We start from the raw sequence: 19,023 nt of genomic DNA, 5'->3' as shown, positions 1-19,023 counted from the left end.
TATGCTTGAATTTGATTTGATTCTACAACTTTTACAACAAATGTGTGTTTATTTAGTGATTGCATATTTACTAAGTAAAACGCCTATTGTTATTCCTCTTATGCAAGTCACTGTACATTTGCCGCATAAATTAGTGTGTTATTTTATCTTCTCTCTGTTTTGTATTATGGGTAGCTATTTTGGACTTCATATTGAAGATACTATAGCAAATACCCGTGCTATTGGTGCGATTTTAGGAGGGCTTCTTGGTGGCCCTATGGTCGGATTTTTAGTCGGGGTGACTGGAGGGATTCATCGCTATACATTAGGTGGAATAACTGCTGAAAGTTGTATGTTATCCACCATTTTAATTGGTTTAATTAGTGGATTTCTTCATTATGTATTAATGAAAAAAGGTCGTGTAGATCTCATTTATAATCCTCTTTTAGTTGGTGTTTTAGGACTATTAGTTGAGTCTCTTGAAATGATTTTAGTGTTGTTAATTTCACGACCTTTCGAAACAGTTTTACATGCTGTTCAAAGTATAGCTGCCCCTATGATTGTGGCAAATAGCATCGGTTCGGCGATGTTTATGCGAATTCTGTTGGATAGACGAGCGATTTTTGAACGCTATACTTCAGCTTTTTCCGCTAAAGCTTTACAAATTGCTGTCAGTACAGAAGGTTTATTGCGAGACGGTTTCAATCAAGAAAATAGTACCAAGGTTGCCGAAATTATTTACAAAGAATTGGATATAGGTGCGGTTTCTATCACCGATCGTGAAAAGATATTAGCTTTTATTGGTATTGGTGATGATCATCATTTACCAGGTACTCCTATCACTTCCCATAATACATTAGAAGCAATTGAAAAAAATGAGGTTCAATACCTTGATGGTGCTCATTTACCTTATCAATGTTCAATCAATAAATCTTGTCGTTTAGGATCTACCCTTGTTATACCACTACGTGGAGAAAATAATACGGTAGTGGGTACAATTAAATTGTACGAAGCAAAAAATACCTTATTTAGTTCAATCAATCGAACACTTGGTGAAGGAATAGCCAGTTTATTGTCAGCGCAAATATTGGCTGGTCAAAATGAGCATTACAAACAATTATTATCCAAAACAGAAATTAAGCTATTACATGCTCAAGTAAATCCTCACTTTTTGTTTAATGCATTAAACACGCTTCTAGCGGTTATTCGACGAGATAAAGATCAAGCTTCTCAACTGGTACAAAATTTATCTACATTCTTTCGAAAAAATCTTAAAAGAACAAATGAAATCGTTACCCTTAAAGATGAGATTGAGCATGTCAACGCTTACTTACAAATTGAAAAAATGCGTTTTATGGATCAACTCTCTATTGAAATTAATATTCCACCTGATTTAGAACATGCACAATTACCTGCCTTTACATTACAACCAATTGTTGAAAATGCTATTAAACATGGAACATCACAATTAATCAGTAGTGGAAAAGTAACGATAACGGCTTATACACATAACTTTTCGCTAATTTTAGTCGTTATCGATAATGCTGGTAATTATTGTGAAGACAAAAAAGATGTCAAAGGGTTAGGGCTAAATTTGGTCGATAAAAGAATTCATATTCGTTATGGTGAAAAGTATGGTATAAAGATTCAGTGCCAACCAGATGAATATACAAAAGTTACTTTGTCATTGCCATTGCAAGAGGATGCAAATATTGAATGTTAAATGTAATTATCGTTGATGATGAACTTCTTGCGCGTGAAAATCTACGTTGCTTACTTGAAAATGATTCTGAAATAAATGTCGTTGCAGAGTGTAGTAATGCAATGGAAGCAATCCGCGAAATTCATCGCTTAGAACCCGATGTGGTTTTTTTGGATATTCAAATGCCTAAGATTAATGGGTTTGAGATGTTATCTATGCTTGATCCTGATACCATGCCAAGTATTGTTTTTTTAACAGCCTATAGCGAATTTGCCGTCAAAGCTTTTGAAGAACAAGCTTTTGATTATTTATTAAAACCAGTAGATAAACAGAGACTAAGTAAAACGCTTAGTCGTTTACATCATCGCTGCTTATCGAATCCAATTAATCAAATTGAACAGAATTTAAAATATATTCCCTGTATTGGTCATAATCGCATTTATCTACTTAATTTGAATGATGTATTTTATGTCTCTTCGAAAGTAAGCGGAATTTATGTATTTAATCAGAATAATGTGGAATATTTTACGGAATTAACATTAAAAACTTTAGAAGATAAAACACCACTAATTCGTTGTCACAGACAGTATCTGGTAAATTTAAAAAAATTGAAAGAGATTCGGTTTAATGAGTCAACGGGTGTAAATATTATATTAATAAATGATGTCTCTGTTCCTGTAAGTCGCCGTTATCTTAAATCTCTCAAAGAATTATTAGGGCTATAAGTGCCAATTGTATTTTTTGTAAAAATAAATGACCGTTTAACGACGGTTTTAGACCACTCATTATTGCCATTGAACCTATAACTCAATTGGTTGTATTATTCGTTTTAGTAAAAATTTATCATAGCCTCGAAAGTAAAAGTAAAGTGTCGAAACTTATACTTAAAACCATAACAAGATATCAGGAATAGCTGAAAATGATGGTGAATACTTGTTTTTAAAAGTTTAATTTATTAACAAGTTTATATTATTTGTATTTATCGAAATAGCAAGCAAAACTGGACTGTAAAGGTCTTAAGTATAATATTCTTTAATCTTAAAACCCATAAAGAGAATCATTATGAATAATAAAATATTAAAGCATATTCCTTGGGTCATTCTCGCTTTTGTTGGTGCATGTTGTTTAGCTGTTATTGCACTACGACGAGGTGAACATATCAGTGCGTTATGGATTATTGCTGCTGCGGTATCGGTTTATTTGGTTGCTTATCGATATTATAGTCTTTATATCGCCAACAAAGTGATGAAATTAGACCCGACTCGAGCAACTCCGGCAGTGATAAACAATGATGGTTTGAATTATGTTCCAACCAATAAATATGTTTTGTTTGGTCACCATTTTGCTGCAATTGCTGGTGCGGGTCCATTAGTGGGGCCTGTTTTGGCTGCTCAAGTCGGTTATTTACCAGGAACACTTTGGTTACTTGCTGGTGTTGTCTTTGCCGGTGCAGTACAGGATTTTATGGTGCTTTTCTTATCATCTCGCCGTAATGGTTCTTCTTTAGGTGAAATGATTAAAAGCGAGATGGGGCCAATTCCTGGTGCTATTGCCTTGTTTGGTTGTTTCTTGATCATGCTAATTATTTTAGCGGTATTAGCTTTAATTGTTGTTAAAGCTTTAGCAGAAAGTCCTTGGGGTGTTTTCACGGTTTGTTCAACTGTGCCAATAGCTTTATTTATGGGAATCTATATGCGATTTTTAAGACCTGGACGAGTTCTTGAAATATCAGTCATCGGTATTGTATTGCTCATATTATCTATTTGGTTTGGGGGCGTTATTGCTCACGATCCTTATTGGGGACCTGCGTTGACCTTCAAAGCAACAACTATTACCTATGTGCTGGTTGGCTATGCTTTAATTTCTGCGATGTTACCCGTATGGCTAATTTTGGCACCACGAGATTATCTAGCAACTTTCTTAAAAATTGGGGTTATTGTTGGTTTAGCAATTGGGATAGTCATTTTAAATCCTGACTTAAAAATGCCTGATGTAACTCAATATGTTGATGGTACCGGCCCAGTTTGGAAAGGTTCATTATTTCCATTTTTATTCATTACAATAGCTTGTGGTGCGGTTTCTGGATTCCATGCGCTCATTTCATCTGGTACTACGCCAAAATTACTGGCTAATGAAAATGATGCACGCTTCATTGGATATGGTGCAATGTTGATGGAATCGTTTGTTGCCATAATGGCATTAGTCGCAGCTTCAATTATCGAACCTGGTCTCTATTTTGCTATGAATACTCCACCTGCAGGATTAGGGATTACAATGCCTGATTTGCACAAATTGGGGACTGATGATGCACCAATGATAATGGCACAGTTAAAAGATGTGACGATTCATGCGGCTGCAACGGTTAGTTCTTGGGGCTTTGTGATTTCGCCAGAACAAATTTTACAAACAGCAAAAGATATTGGTGAACCGTCTGTCTTGAATCGTGCCGGTGGAGCACCAACATTAGCCGTAGGTATTGCTTATGTCTTTAACCAAATCTTACCGGGTGAGAATATGGGCTTTTGGTATCACTTTGGTATTTTGTTTGAAGCTTTATTTATTTTAACGGCGCTTGATGCAGGAACTCGCTCAGGTCGATTTATGTTACAAGATTTATTAGGTAATTTTGTACCGTTCTTGAAAAAAACGGACTCACTTGTTGCTGGCTTCATTGGTACGCTGGGATGTGTGGGATTATGGGGATATCTGCTCTATCAAGGCGTTGTTGACCCATTAGGCGGTGTGAAGAGCTTATGGCCATTATTCGGAATATCCAATCAAATGCTAGCTGCTGTCGCGCTAATTTTAGCAACCGTGGTATTGATTAAAATGAAACGAGCACAATACATTTGGGTCACGATCATTCCAGCTATTTGGTTACTAATCTGTACAACTTGGGCATTAGGTTTGAAATTATTTAGCGATAATCCGCAATTAGAAGGTTTCTTCTATTTAGCTAAAGAATATAAACGTCAAATTGCTGAAGGTGGTAATACGTTAACGGCTCAACAAGTTGACAATATGCATCATATTATTATTAATAATTATACGAATGCAGGATTAAGTATATTATTCTTACTTGTGGTATACACGATTATCTTCTTTGGTATTAAAACTGCGCTTAAAGTTCGCAACAATAAACAAAGAACAGATAAAGAAACAGCTTATGTTCCTATACCAGAAGGTGGTGTTAAAACATCAATGTCACATTAATTGGTCTGAATCGGGATGTCATAGTGATATTGCCTCCCGACAGTAAACTCCAATTATTTTAGTTAAAGCTCAACAATCTGACATTGTTGAGCTTTTCTATTTTTGCAATGAAAAAAATGTTTCCAATATCCTAAATAAAACGTGTTAAATTAAGAAATTTAGCGTTGTCGGCATAACTCTCTATATGTAATTTTCAATTTAAAAGCAAGCCACATTAATAAGTAAAACGAAGGTGAACAATTTATCTTGATTGTTATGACAAATAATAAAGGTTTATTAACTAAAAAATTAGCCAATAATCATTATTGGCTAATAGGATAAATAAATCTTAAGATTAATAGTATCGAATCAATGATACTGCTTTGTTACACAATAAAGATTACATAAATTTTGGTGCATTTTATTGTCACATTCCATTGAAGAATTCTATTTTCTTACACTAAATATTATTAAATAACAGGTTCAACATTTAAAATTATTCCATCGACAGAAGTAACAACAACCGATTGACCTACAGACAAATCTTTGTTACATCTTGCTGACCATGTACCATCCTTTATTTTAACTCGACCAGAACCATTAACAATTGCATCTGTGACGACTGTTTTGATACCAATAAGATCGTGTTGGGGTTGATTGAGCTCGCCTTTTTTTGAAAGATGTTTTCCTTTGCTTTTAAGCCATACATACCAAAGGTAAGCAGAGACCAGCGTTAAAATTGAAAATAATATCCATAAAATTGGCCAGGACAAAAAAGGTATGAACCAAGCAATGAGTCCTACAGAAATGGCTGCAATTCCACTCCAAAGCAAATATCCTCCAGTACCGAGTAACTCAGCTATAAGCAAAATACCGCCGAGTGCGATAAAGATCCAATGAGGATAGTAATAAATAACTGTAAAATTATCAGCCATCGTTTTTCCTTCCATCTAAATAAATATTAGAACAATGCCTCTAAATTAGCATTAATCATTATAGCTAAAATAGAGGCATTAATATTAAACAAATTATTTTGAGTTAGTTTTTGATTCTTTGATTAATTCAGCAATACCGCCAATACTACCCATTAGATTTGAAGCATCTAACGGCATCATAATCACTTTGCTATTTTTAGCAGAACCAATTTCTTGAAGCGCTTCGGTATATTTTTGCGCAACAAAATAATTAATTGCATTGATATTACCGGCGGCAATAGCTTCAGAAACCATTTGAGTTGCTCTTGCTTCGGCTTCAGCTGCACGTTCACGTGCTTCAGCTTGTAAGAATGCGGCTTGTCTTTCACCTTCAGCTTTAAGAATTTCAGATTGTTTTTCACCTTCTGAACGTAAAATTGCTGCTTGACGAATACCTTCTGCTTCAAGAATTTCAGCACGTTTATTACGTTCAGCTTTCATTTGGGCATTCATCGCTGCAATTAATTCTGCTGGTGGACGAACATCTCGAATTTCAATACGGGTAATTTTAATTCCCCAAGGATTGGTTGCATCATCAACAATACTTAATAATTTAGAGTTAATATGATCACGTTGTGATAACATTTCATCAAGTTCCATACTACCAAGTACAGTACGGATATTGGTCATCATTAAGTTAATCACCGCACGTTCTAATTGATTGACTTGATAAGCGGCTCTTGCTGCATCTTGTACTTGGATAAAACAAACTGCATCAATTTGCACATTCGCATTATCTTTTGAAATAACTTCTTGTGAAGGAATATCAAGAACTTGTTCCATCATATTAATTTTTCGGCCTACACCATCCATAAACGGAATAATAATATTTAATCCTGGTTCAAGAGTATGGGTATATTTACCAAAACGCTCAATAGTATATTGAAAACCTTGCGGAACAATAGTTATCGCTTTTAATACCGTGACTAAAGCAAGTAACACAATAACACCAATAACGATGTAAAAAATAGGCATATCCAAAAATTCCTTATAAATAAAATGATTAAATTTCTGGTCTATTTTAAAGTTAATTTCTTAGTTTGACTAGTAATTATTATGAACAAATCAACTTTGAAAAAGTTATCAGTATTGAATTAAAATTAATCTATTGACAATACATCATTGAACTAGTTTAATAGTACAAAATCTACTTAAATTTGATAAATGATGAAAGAACAATATTTACGCAAAATTACTCGTTCGCTCACTAACTTCAATTGGTGGCGTATGACTTTTTGCGGGTAATATGAGGATATTTTTGTTCTTTCATAAACCCGCCAGATGCGGGTTTTTTAGTTTCTGATAGATGAAATAATAAATCCATAATAAAAATTTAAAAAATAGAGAGTCAACAATGAATAAGCCAACCTTAACCCAGATAATCAAGACGATTAGTTATCATCGTGATCCGACTCTGGTTTTTAATCAATTATGCGAAAATCGTCCCGCAACGTTATTGCTCGAATCGGCTGAAATCGATAATAAGCAAGGTATTAAAAGTGTCATGATTGTTGATAGTGCATTACGTATCTCGGCAATAAATTCTCAAGTGACTTTTGAAGCCTTAACTACTAATGGTGAAAAGTTGTTACCGTTATTACACGATGCTTTTAATGAAGATGTAATTAAGACATTCAATCATTCCCAAAAATTAACCTTGAGTTTTCCAACGATTGATAGCCTGCAAGATGAGGATTCTCGCTTAAAGTCGCTATCGATTTTTGATGCGTTAAGAACATTACTTAAGATAGTAAATATTCCTGAAAAAAGTAGTTCGGATGTCATATTTGTTGGTGGGTTATTTTGTTATGACTTGGTGGCAGGATTTGAGAACTTACCTATTTTACCAACAGAACAACGTTGCCAAGATTTTTGTTTCTATTTAGCGGAAACGCTATTAGAAATCAATCATCAAGCTCATGTGTCAATTTTGAAGGCGACCGCTTTTACATCAGATCAGATTGAAATATCTCGCTTAACTCATCGTTTAGCTGAATTAGAAGCGACATTAAGCAAGCCGATAAAACCAATTCAAACCCAATCACTGGCAAGCATTGATGTTACGTGTAATAAAAGTGATGACGATTTCAACACGGTTGTTAAAAAAATGCAAGATGCTATCCAACAAGGCGAAATTTTTCAGGCAGTGCCTTCCAGACGTTTTACGTTACCTTGTCCAGCCCCATTATCGGCTTATCAAGTGCTAAAAAATAATAATCCAAGTCCATACATGTTTTATATGCAAGATCGTGATTTTGTCTTGTTTGGAGCATCGCCTGAAAGTGCGCTTAAATATATTAAAGCGACAAATCAAGTTGAAATCTACCCGATTGCTGGTACTCGCCCTCGAGGATTAACGGCGAATGGTGAAATTGATCATGATTTAGACAGCCGATTAGAACTTGAGATGCGCACCGATAAGAAAGAGTTAGCAGAACATCTAATGTTAGTTGACTTAGCCCGTAATGATTTAGCGCGTATATGTCAACCTGGTACTCGCTATACTAAAGAATTATTAAAGGTTGATCGTTACTCTTTTGTTATGCATTTGGTTTCGAGAGTGGTAGGGCAATTACGACATGATTTGGATGCCTTACATGCTTATCAAGCAACAATGAATATGGGAACGTTAACGGGCGCTCCAAAAGTTCGAGCCATGCAATTAATCGCCGAATCAGAAAAAGTAAAACGAGGTAGCTACGGTGGAGCAGTGGGGTATTTTACCGCCAATGGTGATTTGGATACTTGCATAGTCATTCGTAGTGCCTATGTGGAAGAAGGAATTGCAACCGTTCAAGCAGGTGGGGGTGTAGTGTTAGATTCAGAACCACAATTTGAGTCTGATGAGTCACGTAATAAAGCTCGTGCCGTTGTTCGTGCGATTATGGCAGCACATAATGTAGAAGGTGTATTTTAATGGCTAATATTTTATTTATTGATAATGTTGATTCATTTACTTATAACTTAGTTGATCAGCTACGCAATAGCAAACATTGTGTCACTGTTTATCGTAATACGATTCCTGCCGACGTCATTATTGAAAAATTATCTCAAATGCAAAACCCTATTTTAATGTTATCACCGGGCCCCGGTACGCCAAGTGAAGCAGGATGCATGCCAGAACTACTTAAACGTTTGAAAGGTCAATTGCCAATTATCGGTATCTGTCTTGGTCATCAAGCAATTGTCGAGTCCTATGGGGGAAGCATTGTACCAGCAGGTGATATTTTACATGGTAAAGCATCGCTTATTGAACACGATGAACAAGCTATGTTTAGAGGATTACCCAACCCACTACCTGTTGCTCGATACCATTCATTAAAAGGCGAAAATATTCCAAATACACTCACCATTAATGCTCTTTGTAATAATATTGTGATGGCAGTGCGCAATGATCATGATCGGGTTTATGGCTTTCAATTTCATCCCGAATCGATTTTAACTACTCAAGGTGTAAAATTGTTAGAACAAACGATTGAGTGGGCACTCAATCCACCACAACCAAAGTCACAATCAAAACCTGAGGCCATTATTGATAAACAAGAATACAACATTCAACCCATTATCAATAAATTGTATTTAGGACAAACATTAACCCAAGATGAGAGTAAAATTCTATTTAATCTTATTATTCAAGGCAAAATTGAACCAACCGTTTTAGCAACTGCGGTGATTAGCATGAAAGTAAGGGGTGAAAGACCCGATGAAATTGCCGGTGCTGCTCAAGCCTTGCTTGAAAATGCGGATAGTTTTGATATTCCCGATTATGAATTTACCGATATCGTGGGAACAGGTGGCGATGGTACCAATAGTATTAATATCTCCACAGCAAGTGCTTTTGTTGCAGCAGCACTAGGCTATAAAGTGGCTAAGCATGGTAATCGTGGTGTATCAAGTAAATCGGGATCGTCCGATGTATTATCGGCACTAGGAATAAAATTAAATATGCCTGCGGAAGCATCTCGTAAAGCATTAGATGAACTGGGGGTATGTTTTTTATTTGCGCAACAATATCATTCAGGTTTTCGTCATGCTGCGCCCGTACGTCAGCAGTTAAAAACAAGGACTATTTTCAATGTGCTTGGGCCGTTGATAAACCCGTCCAGACCTAAACGTATTTTATTAGGGGTTTATCATCCCGATTTAATTAAACCGATTGCTGAAACGCTAAAAATGCTCGGTTATACTCATGCTTATGTTGTTCATGGCTCAGGAATGGATGAAGTCGCTATTCATGGTGAAACCCAAGTGGCTGAAGTTCGAAATGGCGAAATTCGCTATTTTACTTTGATGCCACAAGATTTTGGGTTAAAACAGTATACCTTAAAAGATATTGAAGGTGGTACACCTGAGATGAATCGTGATATGTTAATTGCCATTTTACAAGGGCATGGTAAACCGGCGCATGAAGCAGCCATTGCAGCTAATGTCGCCATGTTAATGAGCCTGTTTGGTCAGTCAGATTTAAAACAAAATGCGCAGCAAGCAATTGATATGATGCATAGTGGCAAAGCATATACGTTGTTACAACAATTAGCAGCAAGGTAAAAATGGAGAGTAACATGGTTATAAATACATTAACCGAAAATGTTGAAATGGCGACTGTTTTAAAACAGATCATTGATGATAAAAAGCAATGGCTAATCGAACAAAAAAAACAAAAACCACTAGACACATTTAAATCAGAAATTAAACCAAGTGATCGTGATTTTTATCAGGCCTTAAATCAGCCTAAAACGGTGTTTATTTTAGAGTGTAAAAAAGCATCGCCTTCAAAAGGCTTAATCCGTAACGATTTTGATCCAGCGAGTATTGCTAAAGTCTATAAAGATTATGCTTCGGCTATTTCTGTACTGACTGATGAAAAATACTTTCAAGGTCGTTTTGAATTTTTGCCAATTGTTCGCAACGAGGTGACACAACCCGTTCTTTGTAAAGATTTTATTATTGACGAATACCAAATCTATTTAGCGCGTTATTATCAAGCAGATGCTATTTTATTAATGCTATCTGTTGTCACCGATGATGAATATCGTCATTTAAGTCAGATTGCTCATCAACTTAATATGGGTGTACTAACTGAAGCGAGTACTGAAAAAGAAGTCGAACGAGCCATTGAACTTGGTGCTAAAGTCATCGGTATTAATAATCGTAATTTACGTGATTTGAGTGTCGATTTAAATCGGGTCAAGAATTTGTCTAAAACAATTCCGACTGATCGCATCATAATCAGTGAATCAGGTATATACACTCATAATCAGGTGAAAGACCTCAGTCAATTTGCCAATGGTTTTTTAATTGGAAGTGCATTAATGTCTGAATCTAACTTAGCGTTAGCGATTCGAAAAGTTATGCTAGGTGAAAATAAAGTATGTGGTTTGACGCGAACAGAAGATGCTGTTGCAGCTTACCAAGCTGGCGCTGTTTATGGGGGATTAATTTTTGTTCCCCAATCACCACGCTATATTTCACCAATAAAAGCGCGGTCTCTTATTGCTGTAGCTCCACTTAATTGGGTCGGTGTTTTTAAAAATGAAAATATCGAACAAGTGAGTCAAATTGCCAAGCAATTATCACTTTATGCCGTTCAATTACATGGCGATGAAGATGAAGACTATTTACACACCTTACGTCAACAGCTGCCTCAATCCTGTCAAATCTGGAAAGCGCTAAGTATTAGCGATGTCATCCCAGAACATCACCATCCGCTAATCAGTCGCTATATCTTTGATCATGGAGCTGGGGGAACTGGACAACATTTTGATTGGTCATTATTAAAAGGGCAAAATTTAAATAATGTGATTTTAGCGGGTGGTATTAATCCACAAAATATCAAATCAGCATTAGCCACTGAGGTTATCGGCGTAGATATTAATTCTGGCGTGGAAATGTCTGCAGGTATTAAAGATAAACAGAAAATTAAAGCCGTATTTGAACAAATTTAATTAATTTTAAAAAGGAATGGTTATGTCTAAATTAAATCCTTATTTTGGTGAATTTGGCGGGCAATATGTCCCTCAAATATTAATGCCTGTACTTGAGCAACTTGAGGATGCTTTCATCTCTGCGATCAACGATCCCAGTTTCCAAAAAGAGTTTAACGATTTGTTAGTCAACTATGCAGGTCGACCTACAGCACTCACATTATGTAAAAATTTAACGGCGGGTACGAAAACTAAACTCTATTTAAAACGAGAAGATCTTGTGCATGGTGGGGCACACAAAACAAATCAGGTATTAGGGCAAGCTTTATTAGCCAAAAGAATGGGCAAAACGGAAATCATTGCCGAAACAGGTGCAGGGCAGCATGGCGTTGCATCGGCTTTAGCATGTGCACTTTTAGGCTTAAAATGTCGTATTTATATGGGGGCAAAAGATGTTAAGCGCCAAGCACCTAATGTCTTTAGAATGCGTTTAATGGGTGCAACAGTTATTCCTGTTGAAACAGGCTCTGCAACATTAAAAGATGCTTGTAATGAAGCATTACGAGACTGGTCTGGTAGTTATGAAAAAGCACATTATATGTTAGGTACTGCTGCTGGACCGCATCCTTTTCCAACCATTGTCCGAGAGTTTCAACAAATGATCAGCCGTGAAGCAAAACAGCAAATTTTAGAAAAAGAAGGGCGTTTGCCTGATGCTGTCATTGCTTGTGTTGGTGGTGGGTCAAATGCTATCGGGATGTTTGCCAATTTTATTGAAGATAAATCGGTTAGATTAATTGGTGTTGAACCGGGTGGTCATGGTATTGAAAGTGGCGAGCATGGCGCATCATTAAAACATGGTAAACTGGGCATTTATTTTGGGATGAAATCGCCAATGATGCAAACCGATGAAGGACAAATTGAAGAATCTTACTCGATATCTGCGGGTTTGGATTTTCCGTCGGTGGGGCCTCAACACGCTTATTTAGACAGTATCGGACGGGCTGATTATGTGTCGATTACTGATGACGAAGCATTAGCCGCCTTTAAGGCTCTATCACGTAGTGAAGGCATTATCCCAGCATTAGAGTCATCGCATGCCTTAGCTTATGCTATCAAGATGATCAAGGAAAACCCAAATAAAGAACAGTTATTAATCGTCAATTTATCAGGTCGTGGGGATAAAGATATCTTTACTGTTTATGATATTTTAAAAGCAAAAGGAGAAGTCGAATGAGCCGTTATCAAAAACTGTTTGATAAGTTAAAGCAAGAAAAACGAGGTGCATTTGTTCCTTTTGTTCCCGTTGGTGATCCCAATCCAGAGCTCTCATTACAAATAATTCAAACATTAATTGATGCGGGTGCTGATGCATTGGAACTAGGCATTCCATTTTCGGATCCCATGGCGGATGGTCCAACTATTCAAAACGCCAATATTCGGGCATTTCAAGGTGGTATCACCGTAGATAAATGCTTCGATATTTTAACCAACATCAGAAATCATAATGCCAATATCCCTATTGGATTACTCATCTATGCTAACTTAGTATTTAAAAATGGTATTGATAACTTCTATGCCAAGTGCGCTAAAGCAGGCGTAGATTCAGTGTTGATTGCAGATTTACCTGTTGAGTATGCACAAGAGTTTATAGTCTCAGCGGAAAAACACGGCATTGCTCCAATATTTATTTGTCCACCAAATGCCGATGATGAAGTAATTAAAAATATTGCTAAATATGGTAAAGCGTATACTTATTTAGTATCTCGCTCTGGTGTGACAGGGACGGAAAATCGTGCCAATAAACCCCTTACCCATTTATTGAAAAAGCTTATTGAATTTGGTGCGCCTCCTGCTATTCAAGGATTTGGTATTTCTGAACCTTGTCAAGTTAATGAAGTTATTAAATTCGGTGCAGCAGGTGCTATTGCTGGATCAGCAACAGTAAAAATAATTGAGAAAAATCTAGATAATCCCAATAACATGTTGAGTGAATTAAGTACTTTTGTCAAAAACATGAAAAATGCAACTCAACATAGTTAATAAAAATAGTGAGTTAAATTAAATGACAAAAACAGTTTTTCCGCTGAGAATTCAGCGGAATTCCTTTGGATTTCATCAGAAAATAAAATAATGTTTTTTTCGATATAATAATGAAAAAATTATTATTAGCTAAGATAAAATGACTAACTGAGTTATTTCAATAACTTCAAGTAAAAGTGTCAAAAAAGCATTATTTTCAGTTGCATTTTATTCAAAATCAAGTATACTCATCAACCATCTATCGCGGGGTGGAGCAGCTTGGTAGCTCGTCGGGCTCATAACCCGAAGGTCGTTGGTTCAAATCCAGCCCCCGCAACCACTTAAATTTTCATTCATAAATCAATTTATCCTGTTATTATTGCATGAAAGTTCGAATCAAGTGGCTTCATTATAGTTAGTTTTAAATGTAGCCTCGCATGTCGAGGTTTTTTTTCGTGTATTAATTTAAGCGTAAGTTTAAAAGGAATGTTGGGCTTTATGCCCTTTTTTATTTTCTGCAGTGGAGGTTTGTTTGGCTAATATTGAACAGCAATTGACTGAAATTATTCAAGAGCCAGTGAATGCGCTTGGTTTTGAATTAGTCGGTATTGAATATATTCGTGGTCGGTATCCAGTGTTACGAGTTTATATTGATAGTGAAAAGGGTATTACTGTTGATGATTGTGCTGATGTTAGTCGACAAATTAGTGCAGTACTTGATGTCGAAGATCCTATCAAAGATGCTTATAATCTTGAAGTTTCATCACCAGGTATGGACAGACCTTTATTCACGCTTGAACATTATCAACGTTTTATTGGTGAAGAAATCACGATGAGTTTACGCATTCCTGTTGCTAATCGTCGTAAATGGAAAGGACATATAAAATCCATCAATAATGAGATGATTACATTAACAGTCGATAATAATGATGAGGTATTTGCTTTTAGTAATATACAAAAAGCAAACATTGTACCTAATTTTAACCTTAAATAGAGTACGGGTGTAAAGGATGAATAAAGAAATTTTAGCTGTGGTTGAAGCAGTATCAAACGAAAAAGCATTAACGCGAGACAAAATTTTTGAAGCTTTAGAGACCGCATTAGCGACAGCAACTAAAAAGAAGCATACAGTTGATATTGATGTTGTTGTAAAAATTGATCACAAAACAGGTGATTATGACACCTTCCGCCGTTGGCTTGTTGTGAACGAAGTCACTCAGCCAACGAAAGAAATGACTTTAGAAGCTGCACAATACGAAGATCCTTCTGTAAAAGTTGGTGACTATGTTCAAGAACAGATTGAATCGGTTGCTTTCGATCGTATTACCACACAAACCGCGAAACAAGTTATTGTACAAAAAGTTCGTGAAGCTGAACGTGCCATGATTATAGACATGTTCAGAAATCGAATTGGTGATATTGTTACTGGTATTGTTAAAAAAACAACTCGTGAAAGCGTGATTCTTGATTTAGGTAATAATGCTGATGCGATGATGACACGTCATGACATGCTACCGCGTGAAAACTTCCGCATAGGTGATCGTGTTCGTGGTATCTTGTATCTAGTTGAACAAGATAATAAACCAGCTCAACTTTGTATTAGTCGTTCAAATCCACAAATGATGGAAGAGCTATTCCGTATTGAGGTACCGGAAATCGGTGAAGAAATGATTGATATCAAAGGGGTTGCACGTGATCCAGGTTCTCGAGCTAAAATAGCGGTTAGTAGCAATGACCGGCGTATAGACCCAGTTGGTGCTTGTGTGGGTATGCGTGGTGCTCGTGTTCAGGCTGTATCCAATGAATTTGGTGGTGAACGTATCGATATCGTTTTATGGGATGATAATCCTGCGCAATATGTGATTAATGCCATGGCGCCTGCTGATGTTGTTTCCATTGTCGTTGATGAAGATAAACATACAATGGATGTTGCTGTCAATGCAGATACCTTACCACAGGCTATTGGTCGTAACGGTCAAAATATTCGTTTAGCATCACAACTTACAGGCTGGACGTTAAATGTGATGAGTACCGAAGATTTGCAAGAAAAACATCATGCAGAATCATTTGCGGCAATCAATAATTTGATTAAACATTTGGATATTGATGAAGAATTGGCAAAACTTTTAGTTGAAGAAGGTTTTACTTCTTTAGAAGAACTTGCTTATGTACCGGTTGATGAATTGCTAGAAATCGAAGAACTTGATGAGGAACTCGTCGAAGCATTAAGAAACCGAGCTAAAGATGCATTAACCACGATAGCATTAGCGAATAGTGGTGATAAAAGACCTGCTCAAGATCTCTTAGATTTGCCAGGTATGACACAAGAGTTAGCCTATCAATTAGCTCAGCATGACGTAATAACGTTAGAAGATCTTGCTGAACAAGGTACTGATGATCTTGTGGGAATAGAAGGGTTAACAAGTAATCAAGCTGGCGATTTTATTATGGCTGCACGTAATATTTGTTGGTTTGCAAATGAATAATTGAGGGAAAGTAACACATGACCAAAGTATCAATCGAAACACTGGCTCAAGAGATCAAAACTCCAGTGCAAACACTTTTGCAACAGTTTGCCGATGCAGGAATTAAAAAAAGTGCATCTGATACTGTGACCCAAAAGGAAAAAGAAGCTTTGCTTGCTCACTTGAATCCTCAGCAAGGGCCAACAAAATTAACATTACAACGTAAAACTCATTCTACTTTGAATGTATCGAGTGGTGGTGGCAAAAGCAAAGAAATTAAAGTAGAAGTGCGAAAAAAACGCACTATTGTTAAACAAGATCCTGCTGAATTAGAGAAAGCGCGACTTGAGGCTGAATTAAAGGCAAAACAAGAAGCTGAGCAGAAAGCACAGAAGGAAGCTGAACTGAAAGCTCAAAAAGAAGCGCAAGAAAAAGAGAGATTGAGAGCAGAGCAAGAATCTAAGAAACTTGCAGAAGCTGAAGCTAAAAAACGCGCCCAAGAAGAAAAATCTAAACAAGATGAACAAAATAAACCAGTTACCAAAGCGGTGCAAGAGCCAACTGTAGATCCTAAAGTGAAAAAAGCCCAAGAAGAAAAAGCACGTTTAGAAGCTGAAGCTAATGAAATAAAACGAAAAGCTGAAGAAGAAAATCGTCGAAAACTGGAAGCCGAAGCTAAGCGTATGGCGGAAGAAGCTCGAAAATTAGCTGAACAATATAATGATGTCGATGACACTGATAACTCTGATGATGAAGATTATCATGTTACGACATCTAAATATGCAAGAGCTGCTGAAGATGATACTGATCGTGAAGTTGAAGGTGGGCGAGGACGCGGACGTAATGCTAAACAAACCAAGCAGAAAAAAAGCAGTAAATTATCTGAAGGTAAAGCAGAACGCGAAGAAGCACGAGCAGTAACGCGCAGTAGCCATAAAAAGAAAGGTAAAAGTACCTTACAACAAAGTTTTAATAAACCTGTTCAAGCCGTTAACCGAGATGTCGTTATCGGTGAAACCATTACCGTTGCTGAACTTGCTAACAAAATGGCAGTCAAAGGTTCAGAGGTTATCAAAACGATGATGAAAATGGGTGCTATGGCAACCATTAACCAAGTGATTGACCAAGAAACAGCACAATTAGTTGCTGAAGAGATGGGACATAAAGTTGTTCTACGCCGTGAAAATGAACTAGAAGAGTCATTAATGAGTGATCGCGATACGGGTGCTGAAAAAGTATCACGTGCTCCAGTTGTGACCATCATGGGACATGTAGACCATGGTAAAACTTCATTGCTTGACTATATTCGTAAAGCAAAAGTTGCTTCTGGCGAAGCTGGTGGTATTACTCAGCATATCGGTGCATATCATGTTAAAACGGCTAATGGTGAGATCACTTTCTTAGATACACCGGGACATGCAGCATTTACTTCAATGCGTGCTCGTGGTGCAAGAGCGACCGATATTGTTGTTCTTGTCGTGGCAGCAGATGATGGCGTCATGCCTCAAACTATCGAAGCAATCCAGCATGCTAAAGCTGCAAATGTACCCATGGTTGTTGCAGTAAACAAAATCGATAAACCTGAAGCCGATCCAGAACGTGTAAAAGGTGAACTTGCTCAATATGGTGTCATGTCAGAAGATTGGGGCGGAGACACTCAATTTGTTCATGTGTCAGCTAAAGCAGGAACAGGTATAGATCAACTACTTGAAGCCATTTTGTTACAAGCTGAAGTGCTTGAACTCACCGCATATGAAACTGGTATGGCAAGTGGTGTGGTTATCGAATCATTCCTTGATAAAGGTCGTGGATCGGTTGCAACAGTACTTGTTCAATCAGGTACCTTACGTAAAGGTGATATCGTTTTATGTGGATTTGAATATGGTCGTATTCGTGCAATGCGCAACGAATTAGGTAAAGAAGTGACCGAAGCGGGGCCATCAATTCCTGTTGAAATACTTGGTCTATCGGGCGTACCTTCTGCTGGTGATGAAGCAACTGTTGTACGTGATGAAAAGAAAGCACGTGAAGTGGCATTATATCGTCAAGGCAAATTCCGTGATGTTAAACTTGCTCGTCAGCAAAAAGCGAAACTTGAAAACATGTTTACTAACATGACTGAAGGTGATGTATCTGAACTTAATATCGTGCTAAAAGCCGACGTTCAAGGTTCGGTTGAAGCGATTTCTGACTCATTACTTAAACTTTCAACCGATGAAGTTAAAGTCAAAATTATTGGTTCGGGTGTCGGCGGAATTACCGAAACGGATGCATCCCTTGCGGCAGCATCGAATGCTATTATTTTAGGCTTCAACGTACGTGCCGATGCCTCTGCACGAAAAGTGATTGAATCAGAAAATTTAGACCTTCGCTATTACTCAGTTATTTATGATCTAATAGATGAAGTGAAACAAGCCATGAGTGGTATGTTAGCACCAGAATATAAGCAAGAAATTATTGGTCTTGCGGAAGTTCGCGATGTCTTTAAATCGCCTAAATTTGGTGCAATCGCTGGTTGTATGGTCACAGAAGGTGTGGTTAAACGTCATAATCCAATCCGTGTTTTACGTGATAACGTTGTTATCTATGAAGGCGAACTTGAATCATTACGTCGCTTTAAAGATGATGTTAATGAAGTTCGTAACGGCATGGAATGTGGTATTGGTGTACGTAACTACAATGATGTGCGTGTTGGCGATTCTATCGAAGTCTTTGAAACTATCGAAATCAAGCGTACAATCTAAGATTGATAATACAACCATGTT

Annotated in this window: 13 protein-coding genes and 1 tRNA gene; 12 read left to right on the top strand and 2 right to left on the bottom strand. The window is 37.0% G+C overall.

All coding sequences use genetic code 11. The annotated features are described in order from the left end of the window. Position 1: 1 nt before the first annotated feature. The 3 genes from GYM75_RS07955 to GYM75_RS07945 all read left to right on the top strand — a co-directional run bounded on the left by GYM75_RS07955 (position 2) and on the right by GYM75_RS07945 (position 4,894). A complete protein-coding gene (locus GYM75_RS07955) occupies positions 2 to 1,702 on the top strand; it encodes a sensor histidine kinase (protein WP_220215444.1) in 1,701 nt (566 codons plus the stop codon). Beyond that, positions 1,696 to 2,406, top strand: coding sequence for a two-component system response regulator BtsR (btsR, locus tag GYM75_RS07950; RefSeq protein WP_220215443.1), 711 nt, complete (start codon positions 1,696 to 1,698; stop codon positions 2,404 to 2,406). Before GYM75_RS07955 ends, btsR begins: the two co-directional genes overlap by 7 nt. A gap of 337 nt (positions 2,407 to 2,743) precedes the next feature. After that, positions 2,744 to 4,894 carry a carbon starvation CstA family protein gene (locus tag GYM75_RS07945; protein WP_370632101.1) on the top strand — a complete coding sequence of 717 codons (2,151 nt, stop codon included), beginning with the start codon at positions 2,744 to 2,746 and terminating at the stop codon, positions 4,892 to 4,894. Between the two features lie 449 nt (positions 4,895 to 5,343). On the opposite strand, the gene GYM75_RS07940 is transcribed toward GYM75_RS07945, so the two are convergent. Both GYM75_RS07940 and GYM75_RS07935 read right to left on the bottom strand, forming a co-directional pair. Then, on the bottom strand, positions 5,344 to 5,808 hold the full coding sequence (locus GYM75_RS07940; RefSeq protein ID WP_220215442.1) for an NfeD family protein: 465 nt from the start codon (positions 5,806 to 5,808) through the stop codon (positions 5,344 to 5,346). A 93-nt stretch (positions 5,809 to 5,901) separates the two neighbouring features. Continuing rightward, positions 5,902 to 6,822: an SPFH domain-containing protein gene (locus GYM75_RS07935; protein ID WP_220215441.1), complete on the bottom strand. Its 921-nt coding sequence runs from the start codon at positions 6,820 to 6,822 to the stop codon at positions 5,902 to 5,904. Positions 6,823 to 7,201: 379 nt separating this feature from the next. Here GYM75_RS07935 and GYM75_RS07930 point away from each other — a divergent pair, with 379 nt between their 5' ends. The 9 genes from GYM75_RS07930 to infB all read left to right on the top strand — a co-directional run bounded on the left by GYM75_RS07930 (position 7,202) and on the right by infB (position 19,002). Then, positions 7,202 to 8,764 (top strand): anthranilate synthase component 1, encoded by a 1,563-nt coding sequence (locus GYM75_RS07930; protein WP_220215440.1) that lies wholly within the window; start codon positions 7,202 to 7,204, stop codon positions 8,762 to 8,764. Then, positions 8,764 to 10,395, top strand: coding sequence for a bifunctional anthranilate synthase glutamate amidotransferase component TrpG/anthranilate phosphoribosyltransferase TrpD (gene trpD, locus GYM75_RS07925; protein ID WP_220215439.1), 1,632 nt, complete (start codon positions 8,764 to 8,766; stop codon positions 10,393 to 10,395). The genes GYM75_RS07930 and trpD overlap by 1 nt, the downstream gene beginning before the upstream one ends. Before the next feature lie 14 nt (positions 10,396 to 10,409). Beyond that, complete coding sequence (trpCF, locus tag GYM75_RS07920) at positions 10,410 to 11,792, top strand: bifunctional indole-3-glycerol-phosphate synthase TrpC/phosphoribosylanthranilate isomerase TrpF (RefSeq protein WP_220215438.1); 1,383 nt, start codon at positions 10,410 to 10,412, stop codon at positions 11,790 to 11,792. Positions 11,793 to 11,814: 22 nt separating this feature from the next. Beyond that, positions 11,815 to 13,008, top strand: a complete 1,194-nt coding sequence (gene trpB / locus GYM75_RS07915) for a tryptophan synthase subunit beta (protein WP_255556761.1) — start codon at positions 11,815 to 11,817, stop codon at positions 13,006 to 13,008. After that, positions 13,005 to 13,814: a tryptophan synthase subunit alpha gene (gene trpA / locus GYM75_RS07910; RefSeq protein WP_220215436.1), complete on the top strand. Its 810-nt coding sequence runs from the start codon at positions 13,005 to 13,007 to the stop codon at positions 13,812 to 13,814. Before trpB ends, trpA begins: the two co-directional genes overlap by 4 nt. A gap of 242 nt (positions 13,815 to 14,056) precedes the next feature. Beyond that, positions 14,057 to 14,133 (top strand) — tRNA-Met (locus GYM75_RS07905). Between the two features lie 192 nt (positions 14,134 to 14,325). Continuing rightward, entirely contained in the window at positions 14,326 to 14,787 is a 462-nt protein-coding gene (gene rimP, locus GYM75_RS07900) for a ribosome maturation factor RimP (RefSeq protein WP_220215435.1), read from the top strand. A gap of 16 nt (positions 14,788 to 14,803) precedes the next feature. Continuing rightward, positions 14,804 to 16,279, top strand: coding sequence for a transcription termination factor NusA (nusA, locus tag GYM75_RS07895; protein WP_220215434.1), 1,476 nt, complete (start codon positions 14,804 to 14,806; stop codon positions 16,277 to 16,279). Between the two features lie 17 nt (positions 16,280 to 16,296). Further along, on the top strand, positions 16,297 to 19,002 hold the full coding sequence (infB, locus tag GYM75_RS07890; RefSeq protein WP_220215433.1) for a translation initiation factor IF-2: 2,706 nt from the start codon (positions 16,297 to 16,299) through the stop codon (positions 19,000 to 19,002). Positions 19,003 to 19,023 lie beyond the last annotated feature (21 nt).

The organism is Gilliamella sp. ESL0441 (assembly GCF_019469185.1).
In the GTDB taxonomy this organism is placed as follows: Bacteria; Pseudomonadota; Gammaproteobacteria; order Enterobacterales; family Orbaceae; genus Gilliamella.
The sequence above is the reverse complement of the archived record's forward strand: the minus strand, read 5'-3'. Positions and strand labels throughout refer to the sequence as shown.

Coding starts and splice junctions, on each gene's coding strand:
- GYM75_RS07935 (WP_220215441.1), bottom strand. CDS start 6,822: ATGCCTATTTTTTACATCGTTATTGGTGTTATTGTGTTACTTGCTTTA.
- trpA (WP_220215436.1), top strand. CDS start 13,005: ATGAGCCGTTATCAAAAACTGTTTGATAAGTTAAAGCAAGAAAAACGA.
- trpCF (WP_220215438.1), top strand. CDS start 10,410: ATGGTTATAAATACATTAACCGAAAATGTTGAAATGGCGACTGTTTTA.
- GYM75_RS07930 (WP_220215440.1), top strand. CDS start 7,202: ATGAATAAGCCAACCTTAACCCAGATAATCAAGACGATTAGTTATCAT.
- GYM75_RS07945 (WP_370632101.1), top strand. CDS start 2,744: ATGAATAATAAAATATTAAAGCATATTCCTTGGGTCATTCTCGCTTTT.
- nusA (WP_220215434.1), top strand. CDS start 14,804: ATGAATAAAGAAATTTTAGCTGTGGTTGAAGCAGTATCAAACGAAAAA.
- btsR (WP_220215443.1), top strand. CDS start 1,696: ATGTTAAATGTAATTATCGTTGATGATGAACTTCTTGCGCGTGAAAAT.
- GYM75_RS07955 (WP_220215444.1), top strand. CDS start 2: ATGCTTGAATTTGATTTGATTCTACAACTTTTACAACAAATGTGTGTT.
- trpB (WP_255556761.1), top strand. CDS start 11,815: ATGTCTAAATTAAATCCTTATTTTGGTGAATTTGGCGGGCAATATGTC.
- trpD (WP_220215439.1), top strand. CDS start 8,764: ATGGCTAATATTTTATTTATTGATAATGTTGATTCATTTACTTATAAC.
- GYM75_RS07940 (WP_220215442.1), bottom strand. CDS start 5,808: ATGGCTGATAATTTTACAGTTATTTATTACTATCCTCATTGGATCTTT.
- infB (WP_220215433.1), top strand. CDS start 16,297: ATGACCAAAGTATCAATCGAAACACTGGCTCAAGAGATCAAAACTCCA.